Here is a 26,931-nt window from a genome sequence, read left to right as displayed (position 1 = left end):
GCGCCTTTTACCGATATCTGAACAGCGACACCGCCAGCCACATGGCCAGCCTCCGCCAGCGCGGCATGCCATCGGCGCGCAGGGCATCGTGGAAGATCGCGCCCGCCGTGGTGCGGTCCCAGCCGCGGCGCAGCAGTTCGTCATGCAGGGCGGCGGCGCGCAGGCTGCGCGGATCGTGCGGATTGAAGATGCGGCAAAGCCCGCGCGGGACCGACACATCGAAGGTCGCGCCGACCGGCACCGTCACGGTCAGCCCGCTGCCGGGCCGTCCCACATGCCAGGTCAGCGGCGCGGTGCTGCGATAGAGGATCCCGGCAACAGGCGCGCACCAGTCGCCGGGGTCGGTGTACTGGCTCATGGCCAGTGTGCGTCGTCGGCGTAGTCGGCCGGGATGCCAGCGGTATAGGCGCCGGCCCGGTCCTTCATCTCCCAGCTGCGGGCCATCACATCCTCGACCCATGCCATTGCCTGGGACACCAGCGCGATCATCTGGTCCGGCGTCAGCTTGTGGATCACATCGTCGCCCGCGCGCACGGTCTGGATCGGGTCCGTGACGCCCGCCGCCTTGTAGCCTTGGGCCGAGACCAGCAGCGACAGATAGACCGACTGGTCAAACGGGCGCCCGGTCAGCGGGATCGGATCGGTGATGCCCGGCACAGCAAAGGCTGTGCCGCCGGCCAGCCTGCGCGTGCGCTCGGCATTGACGCCCGCCAGCCGCGCGGCCTGTTCGGCAGCCGCCTTATCTGCGGCGGTCACGATCTGGCTGTAATCAATCGACATCTTGCGTCTTCTGATACCCTCGGCGTTCGTCACTCTGGTGGACAGCCTGCCAACAGCGCCGGAAGTCGCTGAAATATCACCTTGCGCTGCGGTCACGTTGGATTGCAGGTCCGTGATATCCTGCGCCTGCGATGTGATGCCCCCTTCGGCCATGGTTGCGCGGGTTGTCAGCCCGCCAATCGCGGTGGACCGGCCGGATAGATCCGTCCCGGCCGATCCGACGCGCAGCACATCCGCGCGAAATCTGGATGTCCCTCAGAAGGCCTGCCAGACACCGATCTGAATTCCGAAATCCTCGGCGTTTTTCAGGCTGGTGCTGGTGGCCACTTCGATATGACGGTTTCCCGCGATCTGCCAGACGACGGACGCGGTGGCGCGCAGGAAATCCGGCTCGTGCATATGTCCGCCCTGCTGCAACTGCCAGATCATCATTGTGCCCTCCCAGACATTCAGGCCAAAAGCCGCATCGACGGACAGATCCACGTCGCCCGGTGCAACCGTGGCGCGCAGGTCAAGATTGGCCCAGCCGTCCAGCCCGCCAACTTGCACAGCGCGCCCGATTGACAGGCCGGGCCTGATCGCCGGGTCATCTGCAATGGCACCTGCGGCCAGCTGAAACGCGATGTGCAGGCCGTCGCGGCGGAGCGGCATCAGGACAAAGGCCAGCGCCTTGTAATCGCCTTCCTCGTCGCCGCCGATGTCGAAACCACCGGTCAGGTCGGGGTTCAGGCCGTATTCGGCGTAAAACGTGCTGTATCCCTTGGCGTCGGCCTCGTGCTGCACCTTGATGCTGAAGGAGGCAAAGCCGTCGCCGACGTTGCGCAACCACGCGCCCGCGCCGGCCGAAGTGGCACACAGAAATGCCAGCAGGCAGTACAGGCCGGACAAAAGGGCGCGGGGCAGGTCCATGGTTTCACAATCATTAAATATGGTAAATGTTTGGTTAACCATTCGCGGCTTTGTGCAATTCCGATGCGATGCTAAAGCGTTTCGCCTTTACCCCGAGACATCTTATAAAGGTGGCGCGCGTCCAACACAGATGTGCCGCGCAACGCGCCAGGCCAAGATGCTACACAGGAGGATACCCATGCCGCAAATCCAGTTTCCCAGCCCGCACCAGACCGTTCTGACCACGTTCGAGATGACCCCCGGCACCGCGCAGGACCTTTTGGATGCGCTGACCGACGCCTATGATAAATTCATCTCAAAGCAGCCGGGCTTTATCGCCGCCGGTCTGCATGTCAACGACGCGCAAACGCGCATCGCCAACTATTCCCAGTGGGAGCGGCGGGAGGATTTTCAGGCAATGCTGCGCTCGGATGAAATGCGCCGCCGCAACCGCGAAATCCACAGCCTTTGCCGCAGCTTCGAGCCGGTGATGTACGATGTCGCCGCCACTTTCTGACGGCAGGGGCTGGGCGTCGTCAGACGCCCAGCCGGTCGCGCAGCGCGTACCACGTCATCGCCAGCACCAGTAGCGGCGTGCGCAATGCCGGGCCGCCGGGAAAGGGCGTGGCAGGCACGCGCGCCATGGTGTCAAACCCATCGGCCTGCCCGCGCACGGCCTGCGCCATCAGCGCGCCCGCATGGGTTGCGGTGCCAACGCCGTGACCCGAATAGCCTGACGCGCTGAGGATGTTGGGCGCCAGCCGCACCAGATAGGGCATTCGCCGGATAGTGATCGCCAGCGTGCCGCCCCATGCATAATCAATCTGCACGTCGCGCAGATGCGGAAAAATCTCGACCATCGGCTTGCGCACCAGCGCGGCAATGTCGGAGGGAAACCGAAAGCCATAGCTTTCGCCGCCGCCGAACAGCAGCCGCCGATCATGGCTGAGACGGAAATAATTCACCACGAATTTGGTGTCGGCGACGGCAACATCCTGCGTCAGAACGCGCGCCGCGTCGTCGCCCAGCGGCTTGGTCGCGGCGATGAAGTTGTTGATCGGCATGACCCGGCTGGCCACCTTGCCGTTCAGCCCGCCAAGATAGCCGTTGCAGGCCAGAATGACGTGATCGGCGCGGATCTGCCCGCCCTTGGTATGGACCGTGGCGCGCGGGCCGTCATCAATGCCGGTGACTTCGCTGCGCTCGTAGATCCGCACGCCCGCCGCCTTGGCCGCGCGCGCAAGCCCCAGCGCGTAGCGCAGCGGATGCAGATGCGCCGCGCCCATGTCCAACGTGCCGCCCTTGTAGGCGGGCGAGGGGCAGAGCGCATGCATCTGGGCCGTGTCCAGTTTCTGAATTTGATCATATCCATAGCGATCGGCCAGATGATCCGCATAGGCATGTTCGTGCGCGGCCTCTTTGGCGGTAAAGCAGGCATGCGCCACGCCGGGCGCCAGATAGCAGTCAATCTGGTGTTTCGCGATCAGCGATTTGACGAGGGTCTTTGCCTCCTCCGCCATGTCCCATAGTTTGGCGGCGTCCTGCGTGCCGACCAGCTTTTCCAGCCCCGTCTGCTCCATCCGCTGGCCGCTGCCCAGCTGCCCGCCATTGCGCCCCGACGCGCCAAAGCCGACGCGCTGCGCCTCTATCAGGGCGACGTCCATGCCCGCCTCGGCCAGATGCAGCGCCGCCGAGAGGCCCGTATAGCCCGCGCCGACCACGACGACATCGGCCCGCGCCTGTCCGGACAAAGGCGCAAATTCGGGCAGCGCGTCTGCCGTGGCGGCGTACCAGCTGGACGGGTATTTCCCGGCGCGGTCATTGCTGTGCAAAAGGTTCAGCGCCATGGGATCAGACGTTCAGCAGCAGATGTTCACGCTCCCAAGGGGAGATGACCTGAAGAAACTCCTCGTATTCGGCGCGCTTGACGATGGAATAGACCCGCGCAAATTCCGGCCCCAGCAACGCGTGCAGCTTCGGCGCCTCCTCGAACAGGTCCAGCGCATCGCCCAAAACCTGCGGCACATCGCCGTCGCCCTGATAGCTGTCGGTTGTGCATTCCGGTTCGGGCATTTGCTGTTCCTCAAGGCCCAGCAGGCCGCAGGCAAGGCTGACGGCAATGCCCAGGTAAGGGTTGCAATCCATCCCTGCCAGCCGGTTTTCGACGCGGCGCGCCTCGGGGCTGGCCAGCGGCACGCGGATGCCGGTGGTGCGGTTGTCGCGGCCCCAGTCCAGATTGATCGGCGCCGCGTGATCCTTGACGTAGCGGCGATAGGAATTGACGTAGGGCGCCATCACCGCGATCGCGCTGGGCAGGTGGCGCTGCATGCCGCCGATAAAATGATAGAACGCGTCGGTTTCGTTGCCGTCATCGTCGGAGAAGACATTCTTGCCGGTTTTCGCATCCAGAACCGAATGGTGAATATGCATGGCCGATCCCGGCTCTTCGGCGATGGGTTTGGCCATGAAGGTGGCAAAGCAATTGTGCCGCATCGCGGCCTCGCGGATCAGGCGCTTGAAATAGAACACCTCGTCGGCCAGCTGGATCGGATCGCCATGGGCGAGGTTGATCTCCAGCTGGCCGGCGCCGCCTTCTTGCGTGATGCCGTCGATCTCGAAGCCCTGCGCCTCGGCGAAATCATAGATATCGTCGATGACAGGGCCGAATTCATCCACGGCGGTCATCGAATAGGCCTGCCGCGCGGCGGCGGGCCGGCCGGAGCGGCCCATCATCGGCTGAATCGCCTGACCGGGATCGGTGTTGCGCGCGACCAGATAGAACTCCATTTCCGGCGCGACGACCGGCACCAGCCCGCGTTCGGTATAGGCGTCCACCACGCGGCGCAGCACGTTGCGCGGCGAAAACGGGATCGGCTTCATGTCGCGGTCATAGGCGTCATGGATGACTTGCAGCGTCCAGTCGCCGGTCCAGGGCGCGGCGCTGGCGGTGGTCATGTCGGGGACAAGGATCATGTCCTGCTCGATAAACCCCGTCTCGCCCGCGGCATCGCCCCAGTCGCCGGTGATGGTCTGGAAGAATATCGAATCGGGCAGGTGAAAATGCTTCTGCTTGGCGAATTTCGAGGCGGGCAGCGCCTTGCCCCGCGCGATGCCGGGCAGGTCCGAGATGATGCACTCGACCTCGTCCAGTCGCTTGCCTTCCAGATATTCGCGCGCCGCTTCGGGCAGATTTTCGGTCCAGTCGGCCATATCAGGCACCTCTTTTCAGGAAGGCGGCCATGCGGTCCGCCATTGTCTGGTGATCGGTCGGCTTGCCCGCCTGCGCGATGGCCGCATCCAGAACGTCATCGGGCACCAGCCCCCGCCCGCGGCTGTCCGCCAGCCGGGTAAAGAATTCATCCGTATGTTCGGGGTGCGGCTGCATCGTCAGAATACGGTCGCCGTATAATAGCGCGGCGTTGTCGCAAAATTCGTTGCGCCCGATCACGGTGGCGCCGGGGGGCAGCTGCGTCACCTGATCCTGATGCCACGCGTTCAGCGCCATGGGCTGGCCGTCGATCACATATTCATGTCGTCCGACCGCCCAGCCGTGCTTGTATTTCTCCACCTTGCCGCCCATTGCCTGCGCGATGATCTGGTGCCCGAAACAGACCCCCACCATGGGGCGCCCGCTGTCGTGGACATCGCGGATGAACTGCTCCAGCGGGGGGATCCAGTCATGTGGCTCGTAGGCGCCGTGCTTGGACCCGGTGATCAGCCAGCCGTCGCAATCCTCTGGATGATCGGGAAATTCGCCGTCAACCACCGCATAGGTCCGGTAGGCAAAGCCGTGACCCTTCAGCAGCTCGGCGAACATGGCGTCGTAATCGCCCAGATCGGCCTTGATCTCGTCAGGTGAATGGCCGGTCAGAAGGATACCGATGGTCGTCATCTCGGGCTCGGGGGTGAGCGAGGGGTGGGGGGCGGTCACAAGGGGCCTCATAATTTGATCAAATTTCAGCGTAGCGCAGGCAAAGCGGCCCGGCAAGGGGGGGCATCAATGGCAGTTACACCTTGTCGAGGTAGGTTTTCCAGTGGTGCGATTCGTCAATCTCGCCCATTACGGCGATCTCCTGCCGCTTGGTCTGGACATAGTTCCGGATCAGGCGCGGCTCGAATATGCGGGGCAGCAGGGGGTCCGCCTCGAACAGGTCCACGGCGGTGGCCCAATCGGTGGCAAGCTGGGGCAGATCCTGGCCATAGGCGCTGCCGGTCAGGGGCGGGCCGGGGTCCATTGCATCCTCGATCCCGACCATGGCGGCGCCCAGAATGGCGGCAAAGCTGAGGTAAGGGTTGATGTCGCCGCCGGCAACGCGATGCTCGATCCGGCGGGCTTTGGGCGATCCGCCGGGCACGCGGATCGCCGCCGTGCGGTTCTCATACGCCCAGCAGATCGCGGTGGGCGCATGGGCGCCGGGCGTCATCCGCGCATAGCTGTTGGCGTGGGGCGCAAACACCAGCGTCGAGCCTTGCATCGCGGCAAGGCAGCCGCCGATCGCGTGGCGCAGCGTGTCGGTGCCGTTCGGGCCGCCATCGTTGAAGATGTTGTTGCCGTCTGCATCCAGCACCGAAAAATGCATGTGCATGCCGTTGCCGCTGTCATTGGCAAAGGGTTTGGCCATGAAGGTCGCGGCGCAGTCATAGCGGTGGGCAAGCCCGCGGATCAGCGTCTTGAACAGCCACGTGTCATCGGCGGCGCGCATGGCGTCCTGATGGTTCAGCGTGATCTCAAACTGGCCCACGCCCGCCTCGGAGGTGGTGGTCTGCGCCTCGATCCCCATCGCATCGCATGCCTCGTAAAGCGCCGACAGGAACGGGTCGAACGCATCCATCTGGCTGAGCGACAGAATTTCGGACGCATCTATGCGCCGCCGGTTGCGCGGATCGCGCACATGTTTCAGCTGCTTGCCGCTGTCATCGACCAGGGTAAATTCCAGCTCGGTCGCGGCCATGACGGTCCAGCCGCGCGCGGCATAACGGTCCAGCACGCGGGCCAGCGCGTGGCGCGCATCGCCGTAGAACGGCGTGCCGTCCTCCAAATACATCTGCATCGGCACCAGCGGCTGCGCGCTGTCCAGCCACGGCAGCGGCACCGGCCCGCGCGAGGTGGGGCGCATGATGCCGTCGGCATCGCCCGTCTCAAACACCAGCGGGCTGTTCTCGATATCGGCGCCTTTTATGTCGACGTTCAGAACCGACAGCGGCATGCGCACGCCGTCCGTATCCAGCCCGGAAAAATAACTGGCGGGCATCCGTTTGCCCCGCATCTGGCCATTCAGATCGCAGGCCGCGACGCGAAACGTGCCGAAATTTTCGATTTCCATGAGGGTGTCCCTTCTCTTTGGAAGGATTGATTCACCGGATCAGGTTCGGGCGCAACCTCAATCTGGCGCGCCGCTCCTGCGGCAGGTGGCGGTTGAGGCGCATGTTGATCAGGCCAAAGATGCCGGTGACGGCCAGTGTCAGCAGGATGAAAAACCCGGCCAGAATGGGGTAGGGAATGAACGGATTGAACGTCTTGTCCGCGAAATAGCTGGCATAATACAGCGCATCACCGCGCTGCTGCCACGCGGGAAAGCCACTGAGAAACACCAGCGTTGTCGCGTGGAACAGAAAGATCGCCTCGTTCGTATAGGCAGGCCAGGCAAGCCGCAGCATGGTGGGCCAGATGATGCGCCGGAACCGGCGCCAGCCGGAAAACCCGTAGGCATCCGCGGCCTCGATATCGCCGCGCGGGATGGAGCGCATGGCACCATAGAAAATCTCGCCCGAATAGGCGGCGGTATTCAGTACCAGCACCACCAGCGCGCCCAGCCAAGCCGAGGTGAACGCGTCAAAGACCGGGCTGACGCTTTTGAGGCTGAGGAACAGGAAATAGGCAAAGAAGAACTGGATGAACAGCGGCGAGCCGCGCAGCACGAAAATGAACCATTCGCTGGGCTTGCGAATCCACGGGTTTGCCGCGCCCTTGCCCAGGGCGACGGCGGTGGCGATGAAGAAGCCGATGAAAACCGCGATGACGCCGAAATAGATGTTCCAGATCATGCCCGAGCCGATCAGCGTCACCTGCTGGCACAGCGTGAAATCCCCGCGCGGCAAGAGCCGCTCGCCATAGCCGAAGCTGCGAAACGCATAGTCCTGAATGGTTTGCCAGCAGCTCATGACGCCGCTCCGCAGGGAGCGGCGCGCCGACGAAAGCGTTTGTGTCGCAAACGCGTGTCGGCATTGGTACTAACTGAACGCATCCTCATTATACCGCCTTCCGCTGCGCTTCGCCGCCGGTGGTGGCTTGCCCGTGGGTGAGGCGTGTCATGATCCGCTCCAGCACGACCTCGGAGGCTTTCGTGAACAGCAGATAGAAGATCAGCAGCGCCAGAAAATACCACACGCGCCAGTCGCCATGCGGATAGTCGGTAAATCGCGGATTGGCCGTGCCGCCCAGGCTGCGCGCCCAGTAAACGATATCCTCGACGCCGAGGAGGAACAGCAGCGGCGTGGCCTTGATCAGCACCATCCACAGGTTCGACAGGCCCGGCAGCGCATAGACCCACATCTGCGGCACGAGGATGCGGCGGAATGCCTGGCGGCGAGTCATGCCATACGCCTCGGCCGTTTCCATCTGGCCGCGTGGCACGGCGCGCATGGCGCCGAACAGCACGTTGGCGGCAAAGGCACCGAACACGATGGCAAAGGTCAGGACAGCCAGCGCGAAGCCGTAGGTTTCATGCACCCATTGCGGCGCGTTGCCCAAGGGCAGCTTGGCCGCCGAGCAGACGATGAAATCGGCGCCCTGGCGGATCGGCTGGTCCCAGTCGGGGCACAGAACCTTGTGGCGCAGCCATTCGAACGCCTGATCGAGGGCGATCACGAAAAAGAGGAAATAAACGATATCCGGCACGCCGCGCACCAGCGCGATATATCCCTTGCCAAGGATGCGCAGAGGCAGCGCGCGCGACCGGGCCGCCATCGCCCCGCCAAAGCCAAAGGCTAGCGCGGCGGGTGCGGTGATCGCCAGCAAAAGCAGCACCGTGCCGAAACTGGTATAGAACGCCACCTGCTTGCCGGTGGTAAAATAGCAGGCGAACCACCGGAAGGTGCCGAGCGTTTCGGGATCTGTGCAGAAGCTGAAAATGGCGGGCCTCGCAGCGCGGTTGGGATTTTTTGAGTATTTTTACCAAGATGAAAGAGGGGGCGCGCGGCCCCCTCGATCTGGATTGCTCAGAACTTGGCGGCGCCTTCGAGCCACTTGTCGATCAGCGCGTTCAGGGTTCCGTCATCCTTCATCGCGTCGATGGCATCCGAGAATTTCTTGTTCAGCTCGGTATCGCTTTTGCGGATGCCAAGCGCCATGCCGTCACCCAGAAGGATATCGTCGCCGACGATCATCAGGCCCTCGTCCTCCTCGGTGACCGGGACGGCATAGGCCTTGTCCGACAGGACCGCGTCAGCCTCGCCGTTGCGCACCGCGGCCATGGTTTCCTCGGGCGTGGGGAATTCCAGCAGCGTGGCGCCGGAGGAGGCGACGTGGCTGGCCTGAATGGTGCTGGCCTGCGCCGCGACGATCGTGTCGGGGCTGGTCAGGTCCACGCCCTCGCGCGCGACCACGTAAGACGACGGGTCGGGCTGGGTGTAGTTGGAGGTGAAGTCGATATCCTTCTTGCGCTCATCCGTGATGGACATGCCGGCGATGATTGCGTCGTAGTTGCCCGATGTGAGGTTCGGGATGATGCTGTCCCATTCGTTGGTGACCCATGTGCAGGTCAGCTCGGCGCGTTTGCACAGCTCGTCGCCCAGCTCGCGCTCGAACCCGTCGACCTCGCCGGAATCGTTGACGAAGTTGAAGGGGGGGTAGGCGCCTTCGGTGCCGAGGCGGATGGTGTCCTGTGCGAAGGCGGCGCCGGCGGTGAGGCCGAAGGCGGTGGCGGCAATGAGAAGGTTTTTCATGTGTAGCTCCCTTGTTATGGTTGGGGTGGCTCAGTCCGGCATGGTCGAGCTGAGAAACTGACGCAGCCGGTCTGATCTGGGGGCGCCGAAGAGTGTTTCGGGATCGCCCTGTTCCTCGATCAGGCCCTGATGCAGGAACACGACGTGGTCGCTGACATCGCGGGCCATTTTCATGTCATGCGTGACGATCATCATGGTGCGCCCTTCGGCGGCCAGATCCTTGATCACGCGGATGACCTCCTGTTCCAGTTCGGGGTCCAGCGCCGAGGTAGGCTCGTCGAACAGCAGCGCCTCCGGCTCCATCGCCAGCGCGCGGGCGATGGCGGCGCGCTGTTGCTGGCCGCCGGACAGCTGGGCGGGGTAGGCATCGCATTTGTCGCCGATCCCGACCTTTTCCAGATAGGCGCGCGCGGATTCAGCCACCTCGGCGCGGGGGCGGCGCAGGACGGTGACAGGCGCCTCCATCACGTTTTGCAGGATGGTCAGATGCGCCCACAGGTTGAACTGCTGAAACACCATCGACAGGTTGGTTCGGATGCGCAGCACCTGCGCCGGGTCCGCCGGGCGGCGGTTCAGGCCGGTGCCGGTCCAGCGCACCGGTTCGCCCTTGAACAGGATATCGCCCTGCTGGCTGTCCTCCAGCAGGTTGGCGCAGCGCAGGATGGTGGATTTGCCGGACCCGGACGAGCCGATCAGCGACACCACGTCGCCGCGCCGGGCAGTAATGGTGACGCCCTTGATCACCTCAAGCTGGCCGTAGGCCTTGTGCAGATTGCTGATTTCGATGACGGGGGCGTCTGTGGTCAAGGGCTGGCGTTCCTGGCAGGTCTGTCTGCTGGCAGTAGGGGATAATTTGCTGCGCGATGCAATGGATAATCCATGGCGGCGCGTTGCCGCAGGGGCAGCCGGGCCGCGCAGGGAGGCGCCAGCCGGTGCTTAATTTCCAGCAGCCTGCACCCGCTGGCGCGCGGTGGCGCTGTCGACGTCATTGACGCCCAGCAGGCTGGCTGTCATGCGCAGCAAGGCGTTTTCGGGATCGGCGCGGTCGCCATCGGCCAGCACGACCTGCCACAGCGCCTCGATCACCTTGATGCGTTCGTCATAGGGAACCGCGTCCTTGATCGCGCGGGTAAAGCGGACGGTGTCAGGCGCGTCTGCTTCGGTCTGCTCGGCCTCGGCGCGCAGGTCTGCGGCGGCGTCGGGGCCAAGGCCATAGCGGGCGGCGAGAATGCGGTCGATGCGGTCAATTTCGGACGGGGCATAGACGCCATCTGTGCGCGCGGCGCGCACCAGAAGGGCCGCCAGCGCAAGGCGCGCGTCGGTTTCGGTGACTGGGGCGGGGTCTGCGCCGCTGAGGCGCTTGAACATATCTGAAAACATGGGTGAGCATATATCCTTCGCTGCGGGGAGGTCAAAACACTAAAATTTGCAAGCCACGCTCACAGCGGTGCGGCGCGCTGCTGTGCAGCGTCGCTATCGGCGCGGCTCAACCCCAGCGCCTCGCGGATCTGTGCAATCAGGGCCTGATCGGCGTCGCCGGGCCTGCCGCCTGCCAGCATCACGTGCCACAGCGCCTCCAGCGCTTCGATGCGGGCCTCGAAGCTGACGGTTTCGCGGATCAACAGCGCGAATTTGCGGGTCGAGGGCGCTTCGGCCTCGATCTTTTCGCAGGTGGCGCGCATTTTGGCGGCGTCCGCAGGGCCAAGCGCGCACATGCGGGCCAGCAGCGTATCAATGCCGCCCGCCGCCGCCGTCTCCGCATCCTCGGCCGATTTGGCAAAGCGGACCATCAACGCCCCCAGCGCCAGACGCGCGTCTGCCTCGGGCAGGGGGTCGGGCGGGTGTCCCTTGAACAGGTTGAGGATGCGCGAGATCATAGTGCCACGTTTACCGCCCTTGGGCGGCGGGGCAAGCATTTTCACACCGGTTTCATGCCGGTGCCACATTTGCATCAAGGAATCACCTGAATCGGGTCCGAGTATGGGCGGGCAGATCATGGCCGTGCAAAGGATAGTAAGATGCAGACAACGCTTCGCCGGAACTGGCAAACCGGCACTGCCGACAGTCACATCGCAATCATGCGCAGCGCGCCGCGGTCCGATCTGGTGACGCTGGCGCGCAGTTATGACTGGGCCGCCCATCCAGAGCCTGTGCTGGGTTGGGTCATGGCGCAAAAAGACATCGCATTGGACAGCGCGCTGGCCGTGTTTTTCGACGGCGATCCTGAGCGGTTCAACTACCTGTCCAAACGCGCCGTGCCGCGTTGCCATGCGGCGGGCGTGCGGCTGCTGGACAACATTTGCCTGCGGATCAACTGCGGCTTCTACCTGCCGGGCGCGCATCCTGTTTCGGCGGATATGGCGCGGCTGAACAACTGGATCGCGGCGCAAAAGGCGGACCGGGCAGAGGGGGCGTGCGGCCGCTGGGTGCTGGACGAAGCAATCGTTGCCCGGTTGAGCGCTGCGGGCGTCCCTGCGCGACCGCGCGATCCTGCGCCGCGGGCGTCGGGCTGGATTGACCGCGTGCGCGCGCTGTTGATGCCGGGCGGTGCGGCGGGGATCGGGGGGGCGGCCTGCGGGCAGGAGCCCCAAGGCTGACCGGGCTGCCAAAAGCCTGTTACCCTGCACGGAAATTTGCACTACGCTCGGGATTTCCGCCGCAAGCGTCATGCCCCCGGCGGCCCTGTTTCACGCCCTTAACACCGGGGACCAGACCTGAGTCATGAGCACGCCTGATCCGACTTTTACCGCGCGCACGCTGTCAGACATGCGGCGCGCGCTGCGCCATGCGTGGCAAGTGTTGCGCGCGCGGGGGCCAAGCCAGTTTCAGTTCTGGCTGATCGCGCTGCTGATCGGAATTGCGGCCGGATTCGCGGCGCTGTTTTTCCGCAAGGGAATCGATTGGTTGCAGGTCATGTTGTACGGCGTCGATGATCCCCGGCGGCTGTACACCTTTGCCGAGGCGCTGGCGTGGTACTGGATCCTGATCATTCCGATCTGCGGCGGCCTGGCCGTGGGGATCATCCTCAACCAGTTCACGCCGGACGGCAAGGTGCGCGCCGTCGCCGATGTCATATCGGGCGCCGCACTCGACAATGGCCGGGTCGAGGTGCGTGCCGGGCTGGCCTCGGCGGCGGCGTCGCTGATCACGCTGGGCACCGGCGGCTCGTCCGGGCGCGAGGGGCCGGTGGTGCATCTGGCGGGCGTGATTGCCACATGGATCAGTGTGCGGATCAATGCGAACGGCGTGACCGGGCGCGATTTGCTGGGCTGTGCGGTGGCGGCGGCGGTATCGGCATCATTCAACGCGCCGATCGCGGGGGCGCTGTTTGCGATGGAGGTCGTACTGCGCCGGTTCACCGTCAACGGATTTGCGCCGATTGCGATTGCCAGCGTGGCAGGCACTGTCATCAACCGGATGGAATTTGGCGATATCACCGAATTCGACGTCCCGATGGCGCCGGCGCTGGAGTTTTATGTGGAGTTGCCCGCGTTCCTGCTGCTGGGCCTTGTCTGCGGCGTGGTCGCGGCGGTGCTGATCCGGGCCGTATTTTTTGCCGAGGATCTGGGCGATGTGATTTGCGGTCGCCTGACGGTGCCCCGCTGGCTGCGTCCGGCGATTGCGGGGGCGATGCTGGGCGGGCTGGCCATCGTCTTTCCGCATATCATCGGGGTGGGGTACGAGACGACGTCGGCGGCGCTGACCGGCGATCTGCTGCTGAACGAGGCGATTGTGTTTGCGGTGTTGAAGGTGGCGGCGGTGGCGATCACGCTGGGCGGGCGCATGGGCGGCGGTATATTTTCGCCCTCGTTGATGCTGGGCGCGCTGACCGGGCTGGCGTTTGGGCTGGTGGCGACGTCGCTGTTTCCTGACGTGTCGGGCGCGCATACGATCTACGCGCTGGCCGGGATGGGCGCGGTGGCCGCGGCGGTGCTGGGCGCGCCGATCTCCACCACGTTGATCGTGTTCGAGCTGACCGGAGACTGGCAAACCGGGCTTGCGGTGATGGTGGCGGTGTCAACCGCGACGGCGCTGGGCACGCGGCTGGTGACGCGGTCCTTTTTCCTGACGCAGCTCAAGCGGCGCGGCGTGCATCTGGCCGAGGGACCGCAGGCTTATCTGTTGTCAATGACGGCCGTGACCGGGTTGATGCGCAAGGCCGGAGATGACAGCGCCCCGGCCGAAGGCGCGGTGCGCGCGATGATCGACAAGGGAATTCACATCGACATCGGCGCGACGCTGGAGACGGCAATGCCGGTATTTGACGCGCATGCGGTGAATTACGTGCCGGTGGTTGCGCAAGGCAAGGACGAGGGCGCGCCTGAATACAAGGGGGTTTTATACCACGTGGATGCGTTGAAGGCGTTCAACATGGCGCTGGCGGCAATATCACGCGAGGATCATGGGTGAAGGGCGACAGGGGGCTTTGCCCCCGCCGCTGAATTCCGGGGGAATTCAGCGGCTCCCCCAGGATATTTCTGGCAAAAAGAAAGGGCGGGGGTCAGACCCGCTCGACCGTGACCAGATCGCCGGTGTGAAAGGCAAGGTGGCCTTTTATCCGATTCATTTCGGGGTTCGGGGCCTCGTAGCACCATGCGGCATTTTCGATTGTGCGGCTTTTCGTGACGATGGAGAAATAGCTGGCCGTGCCCTTGGCCGGGCAGACGGTACTGTGTGCGCTGGGGTCCAGGAACGCGGTCGCGATATCGGCACGGGGGAAGTAGATGACCGGCGCGCGGTCGCCTTCTTTCAGCTCCAGCGCGTTGCGGCTTTCGCCGATGATGGCGCCGCCGGCGCGGACGGTCCAGGTGCCGCTGGTGTCTTCGATCGTGATATCGGTCATACTTTGCCTTCCTGATGCGTTTCGCGCACTGTTGCTGTTTTGCCGTGGAGATTCCAGTGCAGCGGCGCGGGAAATCCTAAATCGGCTGTGTTGCGCGCTCCAGCCATTTGGCGGCGTCGGCGCCGAGGCGCGGCGCGATCTTGGCGTGGCAATCGGCGTGGTAGGCATCGAGCCATGCGATTTCATCTGCGCTGAGCATGTCGCGGTCGATCAGGCGGCGATCAATCGGGACGAAATTCAGCGTCTCGAAGGCCAGCTTGCCTGTCGGCGCTGTTTCTTGTCCGGGAAGGGCGGCGGCGATTTGGACCACCAGCAGGTTTTCGATGCGGATGCCGAAATGCCCCTCGCGGTAATAGCCCGGCTCGTTCGACAGGATCATGCCGGGGGCGAGCGTGACCTCGCTGATGCGGCTGATGCGCTGCGGGCCCTCATGCACGCACATGTAAACGCCGACGCCGTGGCCGGTGCCGTGGGCATAATCCTGATCGGCGAGCCATAGCGGATAGCGCGCGATGGCGTCGATATCGCGGCCGGCGATCCCCTTGGGAAAGCGCAGGCGGCTGATGGCGATCATCCCCTGAAGCACGCGGGTAAAGGCGGCGCGTTCGTCGCTGCCGATATCGCCCACGGGCAGGGTGCGGGTGATATCGGTGGTGCCGTCCAGATACTGCCCGCCGCCGTCCAGAACCAGCAGATCGCCATCCGCCAGCGTGCGGTTCGATGCCTCGGAGACGCGGTAATGCGGCAGCGCGCCGTGGGGGCCGGCGCCTGCAATGGTTTCGAAGCTGATATCCAGCAGCTTGCCCGTGTCGCGGCGGGCCTGCTCCAGCCGGGTCACCACGTCGATTTCGGTGATCGTGCCGGGGGCCTGCGTGTCAAACCATGTCAGGAAGTTGACCAGCGCCGCGCCGTCGCGCAGATGTGCCTCGCGGGTGGCGGCGATTTCGGCATCGGTTTTGCACGCCTTGGGCAGGATGCAAGGATCGGCGGCAAAGGCCGGTGTGATCCTGGCGTCGTCTAGCGCGGTGACGATGGCGACCGGGATGCTGGCCGGATCGACGCGCACGGGGCTGAGCAGCAACGCAAGCGCCGCGACAAAACCGGTGTCCGGGTGGGTCGAAACGCCATCGGTGGCGCAGTTTTCGGGCAGGTTTTCCAGCTTGGCCGGGTGGACATACAGCTCGACCCGTGCATCGTCGTGAAGAACGGCGAACCCATGCGGGATGGGGTTGCGCGGAATGTCGTTGCCGCGAACGTTCAGCAGCCATGCGATGCTGTCGGGCAGGGTCAGGATTGCGGCGCGGTGGCCTGCCTCGCGCAAGACCCCGGCCAGATCGGCGCGTTTTTCGGCGCTGGTTTTGCCTGCCAGATCATTGGGATAGGCGGTGATCGACGCCGTGGGCGGGGCGGGGCGGTCCTGCCATATGGCGTCGATCAGATTGGCATGAGGGACAAGGCCGATGCCGGAGCCGGCCAATGCATCCGTCAGATCGGCGATCTCCTTGTGGGTGTGCAGCCAGGGATCAAAGCCGAGGGTGCCGCCCTCGGGCAGGGCGCGGCGCAGCCAGTGGGCCAGCTTGACCTCGGGCCAGTCGACGGGTTGGAACGCATCCGCGTCGGTCTGAACGCGCACTTGGGTGCGGTAGCGGCCATCGACGAAAACGCCGGCCTCCTCTGCGGTGATCGCGGCAAATCCGGCGGAGCCGGTGAAACAGGTCAGCCAAGCCAGCCGCTCGTCGCCGGGGGCGACATATTCGCCCTGATGCACATCGGCGCGCGGCACCAGCCAGCCGTCCAGATTGGCGGCTTGCATGGCGGCGCGCAGTGCCTTGAGGCGGGGCGGTCCCTGCTCGGGGGCGGCTTTGTCGGTGAAGCTCTGAATCATCGCATGACCTTTCTCATACCCATGACGCGGGCGCGGGCGCGCGGGTCACTGTCGAACAGCGCGGCCAGCTGTTCGGTCATCGCGCCGGCCAGCTGTTCAACGTCGGTGATTGTCACCGCGCGCTCGTAATAGCGCGTCACGTCATGGCCGATGCCGATGGCCAGCAGTTCGACCGCCTTGCGTTTTTCGACCATGGCGATCACGTCGCGCAGGTGCTTTTCCAGATAGTTGGCGGGGTTGACCGACAGGGTGCTGTCATCGACCGGTGCGCCGTCCGAGATGACCATCAGGATCTTGCGCGATTCGCGGCGCGCCATCATGCGGCGATGTGCCCATTCCAGCGCCTCGCCGTCGATGTTTTCCTTGAGCAGCCCCTCTTTCATCATCAGGCCCAGATTTTGCCGGGTGCGCCGCATGGGCGAGTCGGCGGATTTGTAGATGATGTGGCGCAGATCGTTCAGGCGGCCGGGCAGTTGCGGGCGCGCATCGGCCAGCCATGCCTCGCGGCTTTGCCCGCCCTTCCATGCGCGGGTGGTAAAGCCCAGCACCTCGACCTTGACGTTGCACCGCTCCAGCGTGCGCGCCAGAACATCGGCGCAGATCGCGGCGATGCTGATGGGCCGCCCCCGCATCGAGCCGGAATTGTCCAGCAGCAGCGTCACGACGGTGTCGCGGAATTCGGTATCCTTTTCCACCTTGAAGCTGAGCGGCGTCGTCGGGCTGACCACGATCCGGGCAAGGCGGCCGGCATCCAGGATCCCCTCCTCGCGGTCGAACTCCCAAGAGCGGCTTTGCTGCGCTTGCAAGCGGCGTTGCAGCTTGTTGGCAAGGCGGCTGACGGCGCCTTTCAGCGGCTCAAGCTGCTGATCCAGATAGGCGCGCAGGCGGTCCAGCTCGACCGGGTCGGCCAGATCCTCGGCGTGGATTTCCTCGTCGAACTGGGTGGAATAGACCTGATAATTCGGGTCGGCGTCAGAGATGGGCTGCGGCGCGGGCGGCTCCATCGGGGCGTCGCCATCGGGCAGATCGGCCTCTTCGCCGGATTCCTGATCGGCCATGTCGTCCATGCTGACCTGGGCCTGCGATGCGTCCTGCTGCTCCTCCTGCGTCTGCTCAGGCTCGGCGTCGGCATCGTCTGTATCGCTGTCGTCCTGACCGCTGCTGTCGGGCTCTTCCTCGCCGGTTTCCTCCTCGGCCTCGTCGTCCTGGGTGTCATCCTCGGCGTCGGGGTCATCGCCCAGCTGATCGCCGTATCCCAGATCCTCGATCACCTTGCGCGCGAACTTGGCAAAGGCGCCTTGATCGGCCAGCGTATCCTGCAAATTCTCCAGCGTTTCGCCGGCCTCGCCTTCGATAAAGCCGCGCCACAGCTCCATCACGTTCTGCGCGCCGGGGGGTAGATCGCGGCCCGTGGCCAGATGGCGGATCAGGTAGCCCGCTGCGGTGTGCAGCGGCGCATCGGCCGGATCGGTGATCTGATCAAAGCCCAGACGCGCGGCCTCGGCGGCGATCTTGCTGTCGATATTGCTGGCGGTGCCGGGCATGGTGCGCGCGCCCACAGCCTCGCAACGGGCCGTCTCCATCGCCTCGTAAATGTCGCGGGCCATGGCGCCGGGGGGCACGTATTTGGCGTGGGTCGCGGCGTTGTGATATTTGTGCCGCAGCGCCAGCGCATCGGCGGTGCCGCGCGCGTGCAGCACCTCGTCGCGGGTCATGCGGCGGCTGATCTGGGGCAGGCGCATCGCATCGCCCGACACGCCCGAGGGATCGACCGAGTAGCTGACATTCAGATCGCGGTCCCCGGCCATCACCTTGGTGGCCTCGGCGAGGGCTTTCTTGAACGGATCGGCGGGGTTATCGGATGGTTTTTTCACGGGGCTGCTCCAACGCGGCTGGGCCTTGACGCCATCATGTAAGGGCCGCGCCCGGCAGATGCCCGGCGCGGCGGGCCATCACGCCATGCTGACGCTGGCCGCGCTTTCGGGCAGTTCCTGATCGAAACAGCGCTGATAGAATTCGGCGACTGTCTGGCGCTCCAGCTCGTCGCATTTGTTGAGGAATGTCAGGCGGAATGAATAGCCGACATCGCGGAAGATGCTGTTATTTTGCGCCCATGCGATCACGGTGCGGGGTGACATCACGGTGCTGAGTTCACCATTCATAAACGCGGTGCGGCTAAGGTCGGCGACGGTCACCATCTGGCTGATCGTCTTGCGGCCTGCTGCGGTGTTATATGTCGGGTTTTTCGACAGCACGATCGCCACCTCGGCATCGTGGCTGAGGTAGTTCAGCGTGGCAACCAGGCTCCAACGGTCCATCTGGCCCTGGTTGATCTGCTGGGTGCCGTGGTAAAGGCCGGTGGTGTCGCCGAGGCCGACCGTGTTGGCGGTGGCGAACAGGCGGAAATAGGGGTTCGGCGTGATCACCTCGTTCTGGTCCAGCAGCGTCAGCTTGCCGTCGGCCTCCAGCACGCGCTGAATGACGAACATCACGTCAGGGCGGCCCGCGTCATATTCGTCGAACACGATGGCGGTGGGGTTGCGCAAGGCCCAAGGCAGGATTCCCTCATGGAATTCAGTCACCTGCACGCCGTCCTTCAGCTTGATCGCGTCCTTGCCGATCAGGTCGATCCGGCTGATGTGGCTATCAAGGTTGACGCGCACGCAGGGCCAGTTCAGGCGGCTTGCCACCTGCTCGATATGGGTGGATTTGCCGGTGCCGTGATAGCCTTGGATCATCACGCGGCGGTTGTGCGAAAACCCGGCAAGGATCGCCAGCGTGGTGTCGCGGTCGAATTTATAGGTGCTGTCATGGTCTGGCACGCGGTCTGTGCGCTGGGCAAAACCCTTGATATGCATGTCAGAATCGATGCCGAATACTTCGCGCACATCAATGTCTTCGGTCGGTTTCGCGTTCGCTTCAATCATGCCATCGGCCATATCGCAGTCCTTAATTCAGCATCGTTCCGTTGCGACATGTGGTGCAACATATCTTTGCCAAGGGCAAGCGAAAGGAAAGATTTGCTGGCGCCGCCCGCGTGGTCCCCTATACGTTGGGGAAATGCGCCGCTTTTGGCGCGCCCGATACGCAGCGAGCCACACCTCCCGTGACACATGAAGATCTGGAACAGCTGATTGCCCGCACCGCGATGGGCGAGCGCGCGGCGTTCGCGGATCTCTATACGCACACGTCAGCGAAACTTTTCGGCATTTGCCTGCGTGTCTTGAACGACCGCACCGAGGCCGAGGAGGTGGCGCAGGAGGTCTATGTCAAGATCTGGCGCCGCGCGGACCGCTACCGCGCAAACGGGCTGAGCCCGATGACACGGCTGATCACCATCGCGCGCAACACCGCGATTGACCGCCTGCGCCGCCGGCGCGATGCCCAGCCGGGGCTGGATATGGCCGAAACGCTGGCCGATACCGCGCCGGGGCCAGAGGAGCAGGCGATGCAAAGCGGCGAGCGGGCGCAGATGGCCGCCTGCCTGGGCGAGCTGAACGCGAACCGGGCCGAGGCGGTGCGCCGCGCCTATCTGGGCGGTGAGTCATATGCCGATCTGGCGGCGCATTTCGATGTGCCGCTTAATACGATGCGCACGTGGCTGCGCCGTAGCCTGTTGAAACTGAAGGAATGTCTGACCCGATGACCGGCCAGCCCCCATATGACGAGGACGCGGACCGCATCCTTGCGGGCGAATACGTCCTTGGGCTGCTGCCTGTAGATGAGGCGGCAAAATTCGAGGCGCGCATGGCAAGCGAGCCGGAGCTGCGCGCGCTTTACGCTGGATGGGCGGAGGATTTTGCCGGGTTGACCGATGGCATCCCCGAGGTTGCGCCGCCGGCCGCATTGAAGGCCCGGATCGACGCGGATCTCTTTGGCGCCGCGCCGTCCGTGCGCCGCCCGTTTGCAGGCTGGCGCGGGCTGGCTTGGTTGGTAGGCGGCGCGGCTGCCGCCGCGGTTGCGGTGTTGCTGGCGGTGAATGGCGGATTGCTGACGCCGGAGGCGGAGTTGCCGGGCTACACCGCCAGCATTGCCGCCGAAGACGGCTCCTTGCTGCTGGCGGCCAATTATGACGCAGAGGGCGGGCTGCTATATGTCGAGCGGCTGGCCGGCGCGGCGCCTGCCGGGCGGGCGCTGGAGCTGTGGCTGATCGCGGATGGCAACGCGCCCGTATCGCTGGGTGTCCTGCCCGATAGCGGCACTGCGCGGCTGAATGTCGCGGACGGCCTGCGCGCCCAGATCAACGGCGGCCTTCTGGCCATCACCGATGAGCCGCCGGGCGGATCGCCCACCGGGGCGCCGACGGGCACAGTTCTGGCCAGCGGCACCGTCACGCCCGCCTGATCCGGGCGCTGCAAAAATAATTCTCATCTTTTTGAAACTCTGCCGCCCGCACTTGCGTGAGTTGGGGGGTCAACAGGCGATACCGCCTTCACACCCAAGGGAGAGACCCATGACTTTCAAGACACTGATGACCGCCACAGCCACCGCAGCAATCCTTGCCACTGGCGCCCATGCCGAAAATCCGATGGTCGGCGGCGCGGAAATGTATGCGGACAAGAACATCGTTGAGAATGCCGTGAACTCGGCCGATCACACCACGCTGGTTGCCGCGGTCAAGGCTGCCGGCCTGGTCGAAACGCTGTCGGGCGAAGGCCCGTTCACCGTGTTCGCCCCCACCAACGACGCCTTTGCCAAGCTGCCCGAGGGCACGGTCGAGAACCTGCTGAAGCCCGAGAACAAGGACCAGCTGACGCAGATCCTGACCTGCCATGTGGTCGGCGCCGATGCGATGTCTGGCGCGATCATGGGCATGATCGACGACGATGGCGGCGCGCATATCGTTCCCACGCTGGGCGGTTGCCAGCTGAACGCCACCTATGACGGCGACATGATCATGCTGGAGGACGAGCAGGGCCAGAAGATTACCGTGACCATCGCGGATGTCGATCAGTCCAACGGCGTCATCCACGTTGTCGATACCGTGATCCTGCCCGCCACCAAGTAAGCGCGCACAAAAGCGCACAATCCGGTGATCCGGCAGGCCCGGCTCTTGCGAGCTGGGCCTGTTGGTTTCAGATTGACGTCAAAGCCGCGCGGCACCCCCGCGCACTGCACAAGGAGCGAATTCATGGACAGACGACATTTCATCACCGGCGCCGCGATTGCCGCCGGATCGGCGGCGATTTTCGGGCGCATGGGCGCACCGGCCCGCGCCGAGGGCAAATTCGAAGTGACCCGCACCGAAGAAGAATGGCGCGCCATGCTGAGCGAGGTGGAATACCGTGTCATGCGCGAAGAGGCGACCGAGCGCGCCGGATCATCGCCGCTGGACAAGCTTTATGACGATGGCACCTATCTGTGCCGGGGCTGCGACCAGCCGCTTTATTCATCCGAGACGAAATACGACAGCGGCACCGGCTGGCCCAGTTTCTGGCAGGCCAAGGACGGCGCGATCGGCACCAAGGAGGACCGCTCTTTCTTCTCCGTGCGCACGGAATGTCATTGCAGCCGCTGTGGCAGCCATTTGGGCCACATCTTTGACGATGGCCCCGCACCCACCGGCAAGCGGCACTGCCTGAACGGCGTCAGCCTGAAGTTCGAGGCCGCCTGACGCGATGCAACCAATCCGCCGCCATTGCGTTCTGTCTGAGAGGGGTCGCTGCGGCGGCCCGATCATGATTTGAAATCGCGATGAAAAGGAGATTGATATGAAGCGCACAGGTTCCGCAATTTGGAAGGGCGATCTGAAAACCGGCAAGGGCCATGTCAGCACCGAAAGCGGCGCGCTCAAAGACAATGCCTACGGTTTCAACACACGGTTCGAGGACACGCCCGGCACCAACCCCGAAGAGCTGGTCGGCGCCGCCCATGCCAGCTGCTATGCGATGGCAATGTCGCTGGGGCTGGGCGAGAAGGATTTGAAAGCCGATGAGATCAACGCCAAGGCCGACGTGACCCTGTCAGAGGTCGATGGCGGGTTCGCCGTGACCAAGGTGCATCTGGATGTCAGCGCCAAAATTCCCGGCATCAGCGAGGCGGATTTTCAGGAGGTCGCAGAGGCGACCAAGAAAAACTGCCCGATTTCAAAACTGCTGACGGCAGACATCACATTGGATGCCAAGCTTCTGTAACTTCGCGGCATCTTCTGACGCCAATACGCGCCCGGTGGATGGTCTCCACCGGGCGCGTTTGTTTTGTCTTGCAGCTCTTACTCTCCGGCGCGGTAGAACACCTCGCCCTCGGTAGCGTCTCCGCCAAACGACATCACGTCAAAGCGTGCGCTGGGGTCATTGCCCATACCGGGCGATCCCATGGGCATTCCCGGTACGGCGATACCGCTGATATTGGGCTTGTCGTGCAGCAATTTGGCCAGCGCGGCAAAGGGCACGTGCCCCTCGACCACATAGCCGCCGATGCGCGTGGAGTGGCAGGAGGCCATCCCCTCGGGTACGCCGTGGTCATGCTTGATCGCGCCGTAATCGGCGTTCTCTATAACCTCCACGTCGTAGCCCTCGGCGCGGGCCAGATCGGCCCAGTCCGTGCAGCAGCCGCAGCTGGGCGTTTTCGTCACCACCATGGCGGTGGCCGCGCCTTCGGCCCAGAGGGGGGCGGCGAGCGCCGTTGTCATGGCCGCAGCGGCGGCGATATTTTGGAACAGTTTCATTAGGTTACTCCGGTTAAAACAGCATTTAGTCGGTGTCAGACCTGATTGCTGTCTCGCGGAGGGGCCAAAGGCGGCGCCAATGTCCGTCCGTGACGGGCCGGTGCAGTTGCGGGGGCCGCGCACCTCGCGGCGTGATTGGTTGGCTGCGTGAATATCTGCAAATCCGGGGCGAGGAACACGCCGCAAACGGGGGTTGCATGGGCGGCACCGCTTGCGTCGTCACAGCAGGCCATTGCTGTTTCCGGCACGCCCGACATACCCATATCGGCCGAGTGGCCGATCATGGCAGTGGCATGGCCCGCGCTGGCAAGCAGCGCGAACATCATCAGCACAGCGGCGACCAGCGCAGAAGCCCGCACAACAAAGCGGCGCGGCGGCGCTGGATGGCGATATGCAGCCGCGCCCTGCATCTATTTGAAATTCCGGCTGATCTTGATCTGCTCCCAGGCCCACATGACCTGTTGCAGCTGCTCCTCCTGGCTGCGGTCGCCGCCGTTGATATCGGGGTGCAGCACCTTGATCAGGGCGCGGTAATTCTTGCGCACTTCCGCCTTGGTCATGGTGTCCTTGGCGTCCAGAATGTCGATGGCCTGCCGCTCGGTCGGGGGCAGGCGTTTGCCGCCGCCGGCCTTGTCCTTGCCGGGGTTGCGCGTGGCGTTGCCGCCCAGCACCTGATGCGGGTCTTCGATCCCGAGCCGCGCCCATGCGCGCGCCTCGGGGTCGGTAAACGCCTTGGTCTGGCGTTCCCATACCTTGTCCTTGGACAGTTGCGCGTTCAGCTCCGCCTCGGTCGTGCCGTCAAAGAAGTTCCACTTCAGGTTGTATTCGCGCACATGCTCCTGGCAGAACCAGAAGTAGTCATCCAGCACATCGGGCGCCTTGGGAGCGCGGTAAAGGCCGGGATTTTCGCAGCCTTCATGTTCGCACTGGCGCTGCGAGGTTTCGGATGCGCCGGACATGCTGCGCCGTCCGCGCGGGTTCTTCTTCTTGGCCGAGGAAACGGACATGTCGAAGCCAAAAGGATCTGATTTGCTCATCTGGCACCTCTATGCGAGTGGAAGCGGATACTCTAATCTAAAACGGGACGAATTGAAGGGGGCTAAGGTCACTATTATGGAAAAGGCAGCAGAAATCCGCGCGGCGCTGGAACAGCGTTTTGACGCGCAGGCGCTTGAAGTCATTGACGAAAGTGAGGCGCATCGCGGCCATGCTGGATATCCCGAAGGGGGCCAGTCGCATTTTCGTGTTCGCATCAAGGCGCCCGAACTGGCGCCGCTGTCGCGCCTTGCGCGTCACCGCGCGATCCATGACGCGATCGGGCCGGACCTGATCGGGCGCATTCACGCGCTGGCGATCGAGGTGGATGCCTGAAATCAGTCCGGTTTCGGCGTCTTGGGGTCTGGCTTGTCGGGTTTGGGCGCGTCCAGATCTGGCGCGTCGGGCGCGGGGTCGGGCTGCGGCGTCTCCGGCGCGGGCGGGGTTGGCGCCGGATCGCCGCGCGTGGGCGCTACGGGGGCCAGCGACGGCTCGCGCCGCTGCGGTGTTTTTTCCGGTGCCACCGCCTCGGCCACGGTTTGCGCGTCCGAGATGATGTCGCCCGCCGTATCCTGCGGCTCGGCCTTGGTGCGGCGGAATACCATCAGCGTGCGGTAAACCGTCTGCGACCCGGTCAGGCCCGAGCGTTCGTCACTGGGCAAGATGTCGGTGCGCAGGTAGTCCCAGCCATCCGCAGCCTGTGCGTTCAGAACCCCCTCAACCGTATTGGCAATCCGGGCCTCGGGTGTCTTGATGCCTTGGGCTTTCTGGCCCTTGGTCGGGGCAGGGATCACCTTGTATTCATACTGCGCCATTCTGGGCTCCGTTCGCATCGTGGGGGGTGTTGCATATCTAGGCGCGGCCAGCGCCGGATGAAAGGGGCGTCACGCCTTGCGCGGGATACCGATGGGTAGTCCCACGCCATTGGGGCGCGGCAACAGATCATGCGCCGCCTGCATTGCCGCGACGTTGGCCGCGATATCGTCCGGCATCGGCGCCACGCGCGGGCCGTCCATATCGACATGCAGAGTCAGCCCCTCCGCCGTGGCCGCCATCCAGCCATCCTCGTGATAGAGCTCCTGAAAGCTGTGGAACCGCTTGGAATCGTGGTCCAGCAGGTAGAACGCACAGCGCACGCGGTCGCCTTCGTGCAATTCGCGCAGGTAGCGCACGCGAAAATCTGCAACATAGGTGGTCATGCCGCGCGTGCGCGCATAATCTGCGCCAAAGCCGATCAGGCGGTAAATATCGTCGATGCCATCATCGAACAGCACATTATAATAGGCCATGTTCAGATGGCCGTTGAAGTCGATCCATTCAGGCCGAATGGTCATCCAGTCCGACATGGCCGGACCGTTTTGGGCAGCGGCGGCGGTCATTGGCCCAGTTTGGCGGCGACGATTTCATTGACGGCCTTGGGGTTTGCCTTGCCGCCGGTCGCCTTCATCACCTGACCGACGAACCAGCCGGCCAGCTTGGGATTGGCCTGCGCCTTTTCGACTTGCGCGGGGTTTTCGGCTATGATGCGGTCCACCGCCTCCTCGATTGCGCCGGTGTCGGTGACCTGCTTCATGCCGCGCTCTTCGACGATCTGCGCCGGGTCGCCGCCCTCGGTATAGACGATTTCAAACAGATCCTTGGCGATTTTGCCGGAAATCGCGTCGGACGCGATCAGATCGACGATACCGCCCAGCTGTTCGGGGGATACCGGGCTATCGGTGATATCGGCGCCTTCCTTCTTCAGGCGGCCGAACAATTCGTTGATGACCCAGTTTGCCACCAGCTTGCCGTCGCGGCCCTTGGCAGCGGATTCGAAATAGGCGGCGTTGGCGACCTCGGCGGTCAAAACGCTGGCGTCATATTCCGACAGGCCGAAATCCAGCACAAAGCGGGCCTTCTTGGCGTCGGGCAGTTCGGGCAGGGTCGCGGCGATGCGGTCCACCCAGTCCTGCTCGATCTCCAGCGGCAAGAGGTCGGGATCGGGGAAATAGCGGTAATCATGCGCCTCTTCCTTGGAGCGCATGGACCGCGTTTCGTTCTTGTCCGGATCATACAGGCGCGTTTCCTGCACCACTTCGCCGCCGCCCTCGACAATGGCGATCTGGCGGCGCGCCTCGACGTCGATCGCGGCCTGAATAAAGCGCATCGAGTTCATGTTCTTGATCTCGCAGCGGGTGCCGAGGTGCGAAAAGTCCTGCGTTTCCTGATATTTCTCGTACTGGCCGGGGCGGCAGATGCTGACATTCACATCCGCGCGCAAATTGCCGTTCTGCATGTTGCCGTCGCAAGTGCCAAGATAGCGCAGGATCTGGCGCATCTTCAGCACATAGGCCGCGGCCTCCTCGGGGCCGCGAATGTCGGGCATGCTGACGATCTCCATCAGGCAGACGCCGGTGCGGTTGAGGTCCACGAAGCTCATGTTCGGGTCCATGTCGTGGATGGATTTGCCGGCGTCCTGCTCCATATGGATCCGCTCGATCCGCACCAGACGGGCGATGCCCGGCTCCATATCCACCAGAACCTCGCCCTCGCCGACGATGGGGTGGTAAAGCTGGCTGATCTGGTAGCCTTGCGGCAGGTCGGGGTAGAAGTAATTCTTGCGATCAAAGGCTGATTTCAGGTTGATCTGCGCCTTCAGGCCCAGCCCGGTGCGCACCGCCTGCTCGATGCAGAATTCGTTGATGACCGGCAGCATGCCGGGCATGGCCGCGTCGATAAAGCTGACGTTCGAGTTCGGCTCGGCGCCAAACCTGGTGGACGCGCCCGAAAACAGCTTGGCGTTCGATGCGACCTGCGCATGGATTTCCATGCCGATGACCAGTTCCCAGTCATGTTTGGCGCCCGCAATGACGCGCGGTTTCGGATTCTCGTATGTCAGGTCCAGCATGG

31 protein-coding genes are annotated in these 26,931 nt (G+C 64.0%); 9 read left to right on the top strand and 22 right to left on the bottom strand.

The window, feature by feature from the left end:
* Positions 1 to 7: 7 nt before the first annotated feature.
* From DQ230_RS09015 to DQ230_RS09005, 3 genes are read right to left on the bottom strand one after another with little or no spacing between them, the layout of a single operon-like run.
* The gene (locus tag DQ230_RS09015) at positions 8 to 358 is read right to left on the bottom strand and encodes a DUF1353 domain-containing protein (protein ID WP_113912260.1); all 351 of its coding nucleotides are present in this window, start codon (positions 356 to 358) and stop codon (positions 8 to 10) included.
* Positions 355 to 1,011, bottom strand: a complete 657-nt coding sequence (locus tag DQ230_RS09010; protein ID WP_113912259.1) for a DUF4376 domain-containing protein — start codon at positions 1,009 to 1,011, stop codon at positions 355 to 357. Before DQ230_RS09010 ends, DQ230_RS09015 begins: the two co-directional genes overlap by 4 nt.
* A gap of 24 nt (positions 1,012 to 1,035) precedes the next feature.
* The gene (locus DQ230_RS09005; RefSeq protein ID WP_113912258.1) at positions 1,036 to 1,689 is read right to left on the bottom strand and encodes a hypothetical protein; all 654 of its coding nucleotides are present in this window, start codon (positions 1,687 to 1,689) and stop codon (positions 1,036 to 1,038) included.
* Between the two features lie 178 nt (positions 1,690 to 1,867).
* Here DQ230_RS09005 and DQ230_RS09000 point away from each other — a divergent pair, with 178 nt between their 5' ends.
* Positions 1,868 to 2,185 carry an antibiotic biosynthesis monooxygenase family protein gene (locus DQ230_RS09000; RefSeq protein WP_113912257.1) on the top strand — a complete coding sequence of 106 codons (318 nt, stop codon included), beginning with the start codon at positions 1,868 to 1,870 and terminating at the stop codon, positions 2,183 to 2,185.
* Positions 2,186 to 2,204: 19 nt separating this feature from the next.
* On the opposite strand, the gene DQ230_RS08995 is transcribed toward DQ230_RS09000, so the two are convergent.
* The 10 genes from DQ230_RS08995 to DQ230_RS08950 all read right to left on the bottom strand — a co-directional run bounded on the left by DQ230_RS08995 (position 2,205) and on the right by DQ230_RS08950 (position 11,528).
* The gene (locus tag DQ230_RS08995) at positions 2,205 to 3,515 is read right to left on the bottom strand and encodes an NAD(P)/FAD-dependent oxidoreductase (protein WP_203228032.1); all 1,311 of its coding nucleotides are present in this window, start codon (positions 3,513 to 3,515) and stop codon (positions 2,205 to 2,207) included.
* Positions 3,516 to 3,519: 4 nt separating this feature from the next.
* Entirely contained in the window at positions 3,520 to 4,878 is a 1,359-nt protein-coding gene (locus tag DQ230_RS08990; protein WP_113912256.1) for a glutamine synthetase family protein, read from the bottom strand.
* Between the two features lies 1 nt (position 4,879).
* The gene (locus DQ230_RS08985) at positions 4,880 to 5,560 is read right to left on the bottom strand and encodes a type 1 glutamine amidotransferase (RefSeq protein WP_113912331.1); all 681 of its coding nucleotides are present in this window, start codon (positions 5,558 to 5,560) and stop codon (positions 4,880 to 4,882) included.
* 115 nt (positions 5,561 to 5,675) lie between these two features.
* A complete protein-coding gene (locus DQ230_RS08980) occupies positions 5,676 to 6,992 on the bottom strand; it encodes a glutamine synthetase family protein (protein WP_113912255.1) in 1,317 nt (438 codons plus the stop codon).
* Between the two features lie 31 nt (positions 6,993 to 7,023).
* Positions 7,024 to 7,830, bottom strand: a complete 807-nt coding sequence (locus DQ230_RS08975; protein ID WP_113912254.1) for an ABC transporter permease — start codon at positions 7,828 to 7,830, stop codon at positions 7,024 to 7,026.
* A gap of 88 nt (positions 7,831 to 7,918) precedes the next feature.
* Complete coding sequence (locus DQ230_RS08970) at positions 7,919 to 8,800, bottom strand: ABC transporter permease (RefSeq protein WP_113912253.1); 882 nt, start codon at positions 8,798 to 8,800, stop codon at positions 7,919 to 7,921.
* Between the two features lie 86 nt (positions 8,801 to 8,886).
* Complete coding sequence (locus tag DQ230_RS08965; protein ID WP_113912252.1) at positions 8,887 to 9,612, bottom strand: transporter substrate-binding domain-containing protein; 726 nt, start codon at positions 9,610 to 9,612, stop codon at positions 8,887 to 8,889.
* A 30-nt stretch (positions 9,613 to 9,642) separates the two neighbouring features.
* A complete protein-coding gene (locus DQ230_RS08960; RefSeq protein WP_113912251.1) occupies positions 9,643 to 10,419 on the bottom strand; it encodes an ABC transporter ATP-binding protein in 777 nt (258 codons plus the stop codon).
* Positions 10,420 to 10,548: 129 nt separating this feature from the next.
* Positions 10,549 to 10,992: a tellurite resistance TerB family protein gene (locus tag DQ230_RS08955; protein ID WP_113912250.1), complete on the bottom strand. Its 444-nt coding sequence runs from the start codon at positions 10,990 to 10,992 to the stop codon at positions 10,549 to 10,551.
* Between the two features lie 59 nt (positions 10,993 to 11,051).
* Complete coding sequence (locus DQ230_RS08950; RefSeq protein ID WP_238987478.1) at positions 11,052 to 11,528, bottom strand: tellurite resistance TerB family protein; 477 nt, start codon at positions 11,526 to 11,528, stop codon at positions 11,052 to 11,054.
* Positions 11,529 to 11,630: 102 nt separating this feature from the next.
* Between DQ230_RS08950 and DQ230_RS08945 the strand changes: the two genes are divergently transcribed.
* Positions 11,631 to 12,209, top strand: coding sequence for a hypothetical protein (locus DQ230_RS08945; RefSeq protein WP_113912248.1), 579 nt, complete (start codon positions 11,631 to 11,633; stop codon positions 12,207 to 12,209).
* Between the two features lie 124 nt (positions 12,210 to 12,333).
* Positions 12,334 to 14,022, top strand: coding sequence for a chloride channel protein (locus DQ230_RS08940; RefSeq protein ID WP_113912247.1), 1,689 nt, complete (start codon positions 12,334 to 12,336; stop codon positions 14,020 to 14,022).
* A 91-nt stretch (positions 14,023 to 14,113) separates the two neighbouring features.
* Here DQ230_RS08940 and DQ230_RS08935 read toward each other — a convergent pair whose 3' ends face one another.
* The 4 genes from DQ230_RS08935 to cobS form a co-directional block, all read right to left on the bottom strand.
* The gene (locus DQ230_RS08935; RefSeq protein ID WP_113912246.1) at positions 14,114 to 14,455 is read right to left on the bottom strand and encodes a DUF427 domain-containing protein; all 342 of its coding nucleotides are present in this window, start codon (positions 14,453 to 14,455) and stop codon (positions 14,114 to 14,116) included.
* A 76-nt stretch (positions 14,456 to 14,531) separates the two neighbouring features.
* Positions 14,532 to 16,340, bottom strand: a complete 1,809-nt coding sequence (locus tag DQ230_RS08930; protein WP_113912245.1) for an aminopeptidase P family protein — start codon at positions 16,338 to 16,340, stop codon at positions 14,532 to 14,534.
* Positions 16,337 to 18,214, bottom strand: coding sequence for a cobaltochelatase subunit CobT (cobT, locus tag DQ230_RS08925; RefSeq protein WP_113912244.1), 1,878 nt, complete (start codon positions 18,212 to 18,214; stop codon positions 16,337 to 16,339). The genes DQ230_RS08930 and cobT overlap by 4 nt, the downstream gene beginning before the upstream one ends.
* A gap of 78 nt (positions 18,215 to 18,292) precedes the next feature.
* Positions 18,293 to 19,279, bottom strand: a complete 987-nt coding sequence (gene cobS, locus DQ230_RS08920) for a cobaltochelatase subunit CobS (protein ID WP_113912243.1) — start codon at positions 19,277 to 19,279, stop codon at positions 18,293 to 18,295.
* Positions 19,280 to 19,488: 209 nt separating this feature from the next.
* Here cobS and DQ230_RS08915 point away from each other — a divergent pair, with 209 nt between their 5' ends.
* The 5 genes from DQ230_RS08915 (at position 19,489) to DQ230_RS08895 (ending at position 22,474) form a co-directional block, all read left to right on the top strand.
* Positions 19,489 to 19,986 (top strand): sigma-70 family RNA polymerase sigma factor, encoded by a 498-nt coding sequence (locus DQ230_RS08915; protein ID WP_203228035.1) that lies wholly within the window; start codon positions 19,489 to 19,491, stop codon positions 19,984 to 19,986.
* Positions 19,983 to 20,684 (top strand): anti-sigma factor, encoded by a 702-nt coding sequence (locus tag DQ230_RS08910; RefSeq protein WP_113912242.1) that lies wholly within the window; start codon positions 19,983 to 19,985, stop codon positions 20,682 to 20,684. Before DQ230_RS08915 ends, DQ230_RS08910 begins: the two co-directional genes overlap by 4 nt.
* Positions 20,685 to 20,793: 109 nt before the next feature.
* Entirely contained in the window at positions 20,794 to 21,348 is a 555-nt protein-coding gene (locus DQ230_RS08905; protein WP_113912241.1) for a fasciclin domain-containing protein, read from the top strand.
* Between the two features lie 123 nt (positions 21,349 to 21,471).
* Positions 21,472 to 21,954, top strand: a complete 483-nt coding sequence (msrB, locus tag DQ230_RS08900) for a peptide-methionine (R)-S-oxide reductase MsrB (protein ID WP_113912240.1) — start codon at positions 21,472 to 21,474, stop codon at positions 21,952 to 21,954.
* 97 nt (positions 21,955 to 22,051) lie between these two features.
* The gene (locus DQ230_RS08895) at positions 22,052 to 22,474 is read left to right on the top strand and encodes an OsmC family protein (protein WP_113912239.1); all 423 of its coding nucleotides are present in this window, start codon (positions 22,052 to 22,054) and stop codon (positions 22,472 to 22,474) included.
* A gap of 77 nt (positions 22,475 to 22,551) precedes the next feature.
* Here DQ230_RS08895 and DQ230_RS08890 read toward each other — a convergent pair whose 3' ends face one another.
* Both DQ230_RS08890 and DQ230_RS08880 read right to left on the bottom strand, forming a co-directional pair.
* Entirely contained in the window at positions 22,552 to 23,007 is a 456-nt protein-coding gene (locus tag DQ230_RS08890) for a DUF411 domain-containing protein (RefSeq protein ID WP_113912238.1), read from the bottom strand.
* Positions 23,008 to 23,417: 410 nt separating this feature from the next.
* Positions 23,418 to 24,044, bottom strand: coding sequence for a J domain-containing protein (locus DQ230_RS08880; RefSeq protein ID WP_113912236.1), 627 nt, complete (start codon positions 24,042 to 24,044; stop codon positions 23,418 to 23,420).
* Positions 24,045 to 24,120: 76 nt separating this feature from the next.
* Between DQ230_RS08880 and DQ230_RS08875 the strand changes: the two genes are divergently transcribed.
* Complete coding sequence (locus tag DQ230_RS08875) at positions 24,121 to 24,378, top strand: BolA family protein (RefSeq protein ID WP_113912235.1); 258 nt, start codon at positions 24,121 to 24,123, stop codon at positions 24,376 to 24,378.
* Positions 24,379 to 24,380: 2 nt separating this feature from the next.
* Here the strand turns inward: DQ230_RS08875 and DQ230_RS17245 are convergent, their stop codons facing one another.
* From DQ230_RS17245 to gatB, 3 genes are all read right to left on the bottom strand, one after another.
* Complete coding sequence (locus DQ230_RS17245) at positions 24,381 to 24,857, bottom strand: DUF4177 domain-containing protein (protein ID WP_203228031.1); 477 nt, start codon at positions 24,855 to 24,857, stop codon at positions 24,381 to 24,383.
* 69 nt (positions 24,858 to 24,926) lie between these two features.
* Entirely contained in the window at positions 24,927 to 25,421 is a 495-nt protein-coding gene (locus DQ230_RS08860) for a thioesterase family protein (protein ID WP_238987473.1), read from the bottom strand.
* Positions 25,418 to 26,929 (bottom strand): Asp-tRNA(Asn)/Glu-tRNA(Gln) amidotransferase subunit GatB, encoded by a 1,512-nt coding sequence (gene gatB / locus DQ230_RS08855; protein ID WP_113912234.1) that lies wholly within the window; start codon positions 26,927 to 26,929, stop codon positions 25,418 to 25,420. The genes DQ230_RS08860 and gatB overlap by 4 nt, the downstream gene beginning before the upstream one ends.
* Positions 26,930 to 26,931: the final 2 nt, after the last annotated feature.

It is taken from the genome of Roseovarius dicentrarchi, from assembly GCF_003316635.1.
In the GTDB taxonomy this organism is placed as follows: Bacteria; Pseudomonadota; Alphaproteobacteria; order Rhodobacterales; family Rhodobacteraceae; genus Roseovarius; species Roseovarius dicentrarchi.
The sequence above is the reverse complement of the archived record's forward strand: the minus strand, read 5'-3'. Positions and strand labels throughout refer to the sequence as shown.

Coding starts and splice junctions, on each gene's coding strand:
- DQ230_RS09015 (WP_113912260.1), bottom strand. CDS start 358: ATGAGCCAGTACACCGACCCCGGCGACTGGTGCGCGCCTGTTGCCGGG.
- DQ230_RS09005 (WP_113912258.1), bottom strand. CDS start 1,689: ATGGACCTGCCCCGCGCCCTTTTGTCCGGCCTGTACTGCCTGCTGGCA.
- DQ230_RS09000 (WP_113912257.1), top strand. CDS start 1,868: ATGCCGCAAATCCAGTTTCCCAGCCCGCACCAGACCGTTCTGACCACG.
- DQ230_RS08995 (WP_203228032.1), bottom strand. CDS start 3,515: ATGGCGCTGAACCTTTTGCACAGCAATGACCGCGCCGGGAAATACCCG.
- DQ230_RS08990 (WP_113912256.1), bottom strand. CDS start 4,878: ATGGCCGACTGGACCGAAAATCTGCCCGAAGCGGCGCGCGAATATCTG.
- DQ230_RS08985 (WP_113912331.1), bottom strand. CDS start 5,560: ATGACGACCATCGGTATCCTTCTGACCGGCCATTCACCTGACGAGATC.
- DQ230_RS08980 (WP_113912255.1), bottom strand. CDS start 6,992: ATGGAAATCGAAAATTTCGGCACGTTTCGCGTCGCGGCCTGCGATCTG.
- DQ230_RS08975 (WP_113912254.1), bottom strand. CDS start 7,830: ATGAGCTGCTGGCAAACCATTCAGGACTATGCGTTTCGCAGCTTCGGC.
- DQ230_RS08965 (WP_113912252.1), bottom strand. CDS start 9,612: ATGAAAAACCTTCTCATTGCCGCCACCGCCTTCGGCCTCACCGCCGGC.
- DQ230_RS08955 (WP_113912250.1), bottom strand. CDS start 10,992: ATGTTTTCAGATATGTTCAAGCGCCTCAGCGGCGCAGACCCCGCCCCA.
- DQ230_RS08950 (WP_238987478.1), bottom strand. CDS start 11,528: ATGCTTGCCCCGCCGCCCAAGGGCGGTAAACGTGGCACTATGATCTCG.
- DQ230_RS08945 (WP_113912248.1), top strand. CDS start 11,631: ATGCAGACAACGCTTCGCCGGAACTGGCAAACCGGCACTGCCGACAGT.
- DQ230_RS08940 (WP_113912247.1), top strand. CDS start 12,334: ATGAGCACGCCTGATCCGACTTTTACCGCGCGCACGCTGTCAGACATG.
- DQ230_RS08935 (WP_113912246.1), bottom strand. CDS start 14,455: ATGACCGATATCACGATCGAAGACACCAGCGGCACCTGGACCGTCCGC.
- DQ230_RS08930 (WP_113912245.1), bottom strand. CDS start 16,340: ATGATTCAGAGCTTCACCGACAAAGCCGCCCCCGAGCAGGGACCGCCC.
- cobS (WP_113912243.1), bottom strand. CDS start 19,279: ATGGCCGATGGCATGATTGAAGCGAACGCGAAACCGACCGAAGACATT.
- DQ230_RS08915 (WP_203228035.1), top strand. CDS start 19,489: ATGGGCGAGCGCGCGGCGTTCGCGGATCTCTATACGCACACGTCAGCG.
- DQ230_RS08910 (WP_113912242.1), top strand. CDS start 19,983: ATGACCGGCCAGCCCCCATATGACGAGGACGCGGACCGCATCCTTGCG.
- DQ230_RS08905 (WP_113912241.1), top strand. CDS start 20,794: ATGACTTTCAAGACACTGATGACCGCCACAGCCACCGCAGCAATCCTT.
- msrB (WP_113912240.1), top strand. CDS start 21,472: ATGGACAGACGACATTTCATCACCGGCGCCGCGATTGCCGCCGGATCG.
- DQ230_RS08895 (WP_113912239.1), top strand. CDS start 22,052: ATGAAGCGCACAGGTTCCGCAATTTGGAAGGGCGATCTGAAAACCGGC.
- DQ230_RS08890 (WP_113912238.1), bottom strand. CDS start 23,007: ATGAAACTGTTCCAAAATATCGCCGCCGCTGCGGCCATGACAACGGCG.
- DQ230_RS08880 (WP_113912236.1), bottom strand. CDS start 24,044: ATGAGCAAATCAGATCCTTTTGGCTTCGACATGTCCGTTTCCTCGGCC.
- DQ230_RS08875 (WP_113912235.1), top strand. CDS start 24,121: ATGGAAAAGGCAGCAGAAATCCGCGCGGCGCTGGAACAGCGTTTTGAC.
- DQ230_RS17245 (WP_203228031.1), bottom strand. CDS start 24,857: ATGGCGCAGTATGAATACAAGGTGATCCCTGCCCCGACCAAGGGCCAG.
- DQ230_RS08860 (WP_238987473.1), bottom strand. CDS start 25,421: ATGACCGCCGCCGCTGCCCAAAACGGTCCGGCCATGTCGGACTGGATG.
- gatB (WP_113912234.1), bottom strand. CDS start 26,929: ATGCTGGACCTGACATACGAGAATCCGAAACCGCGCGTCATTGCGGGC.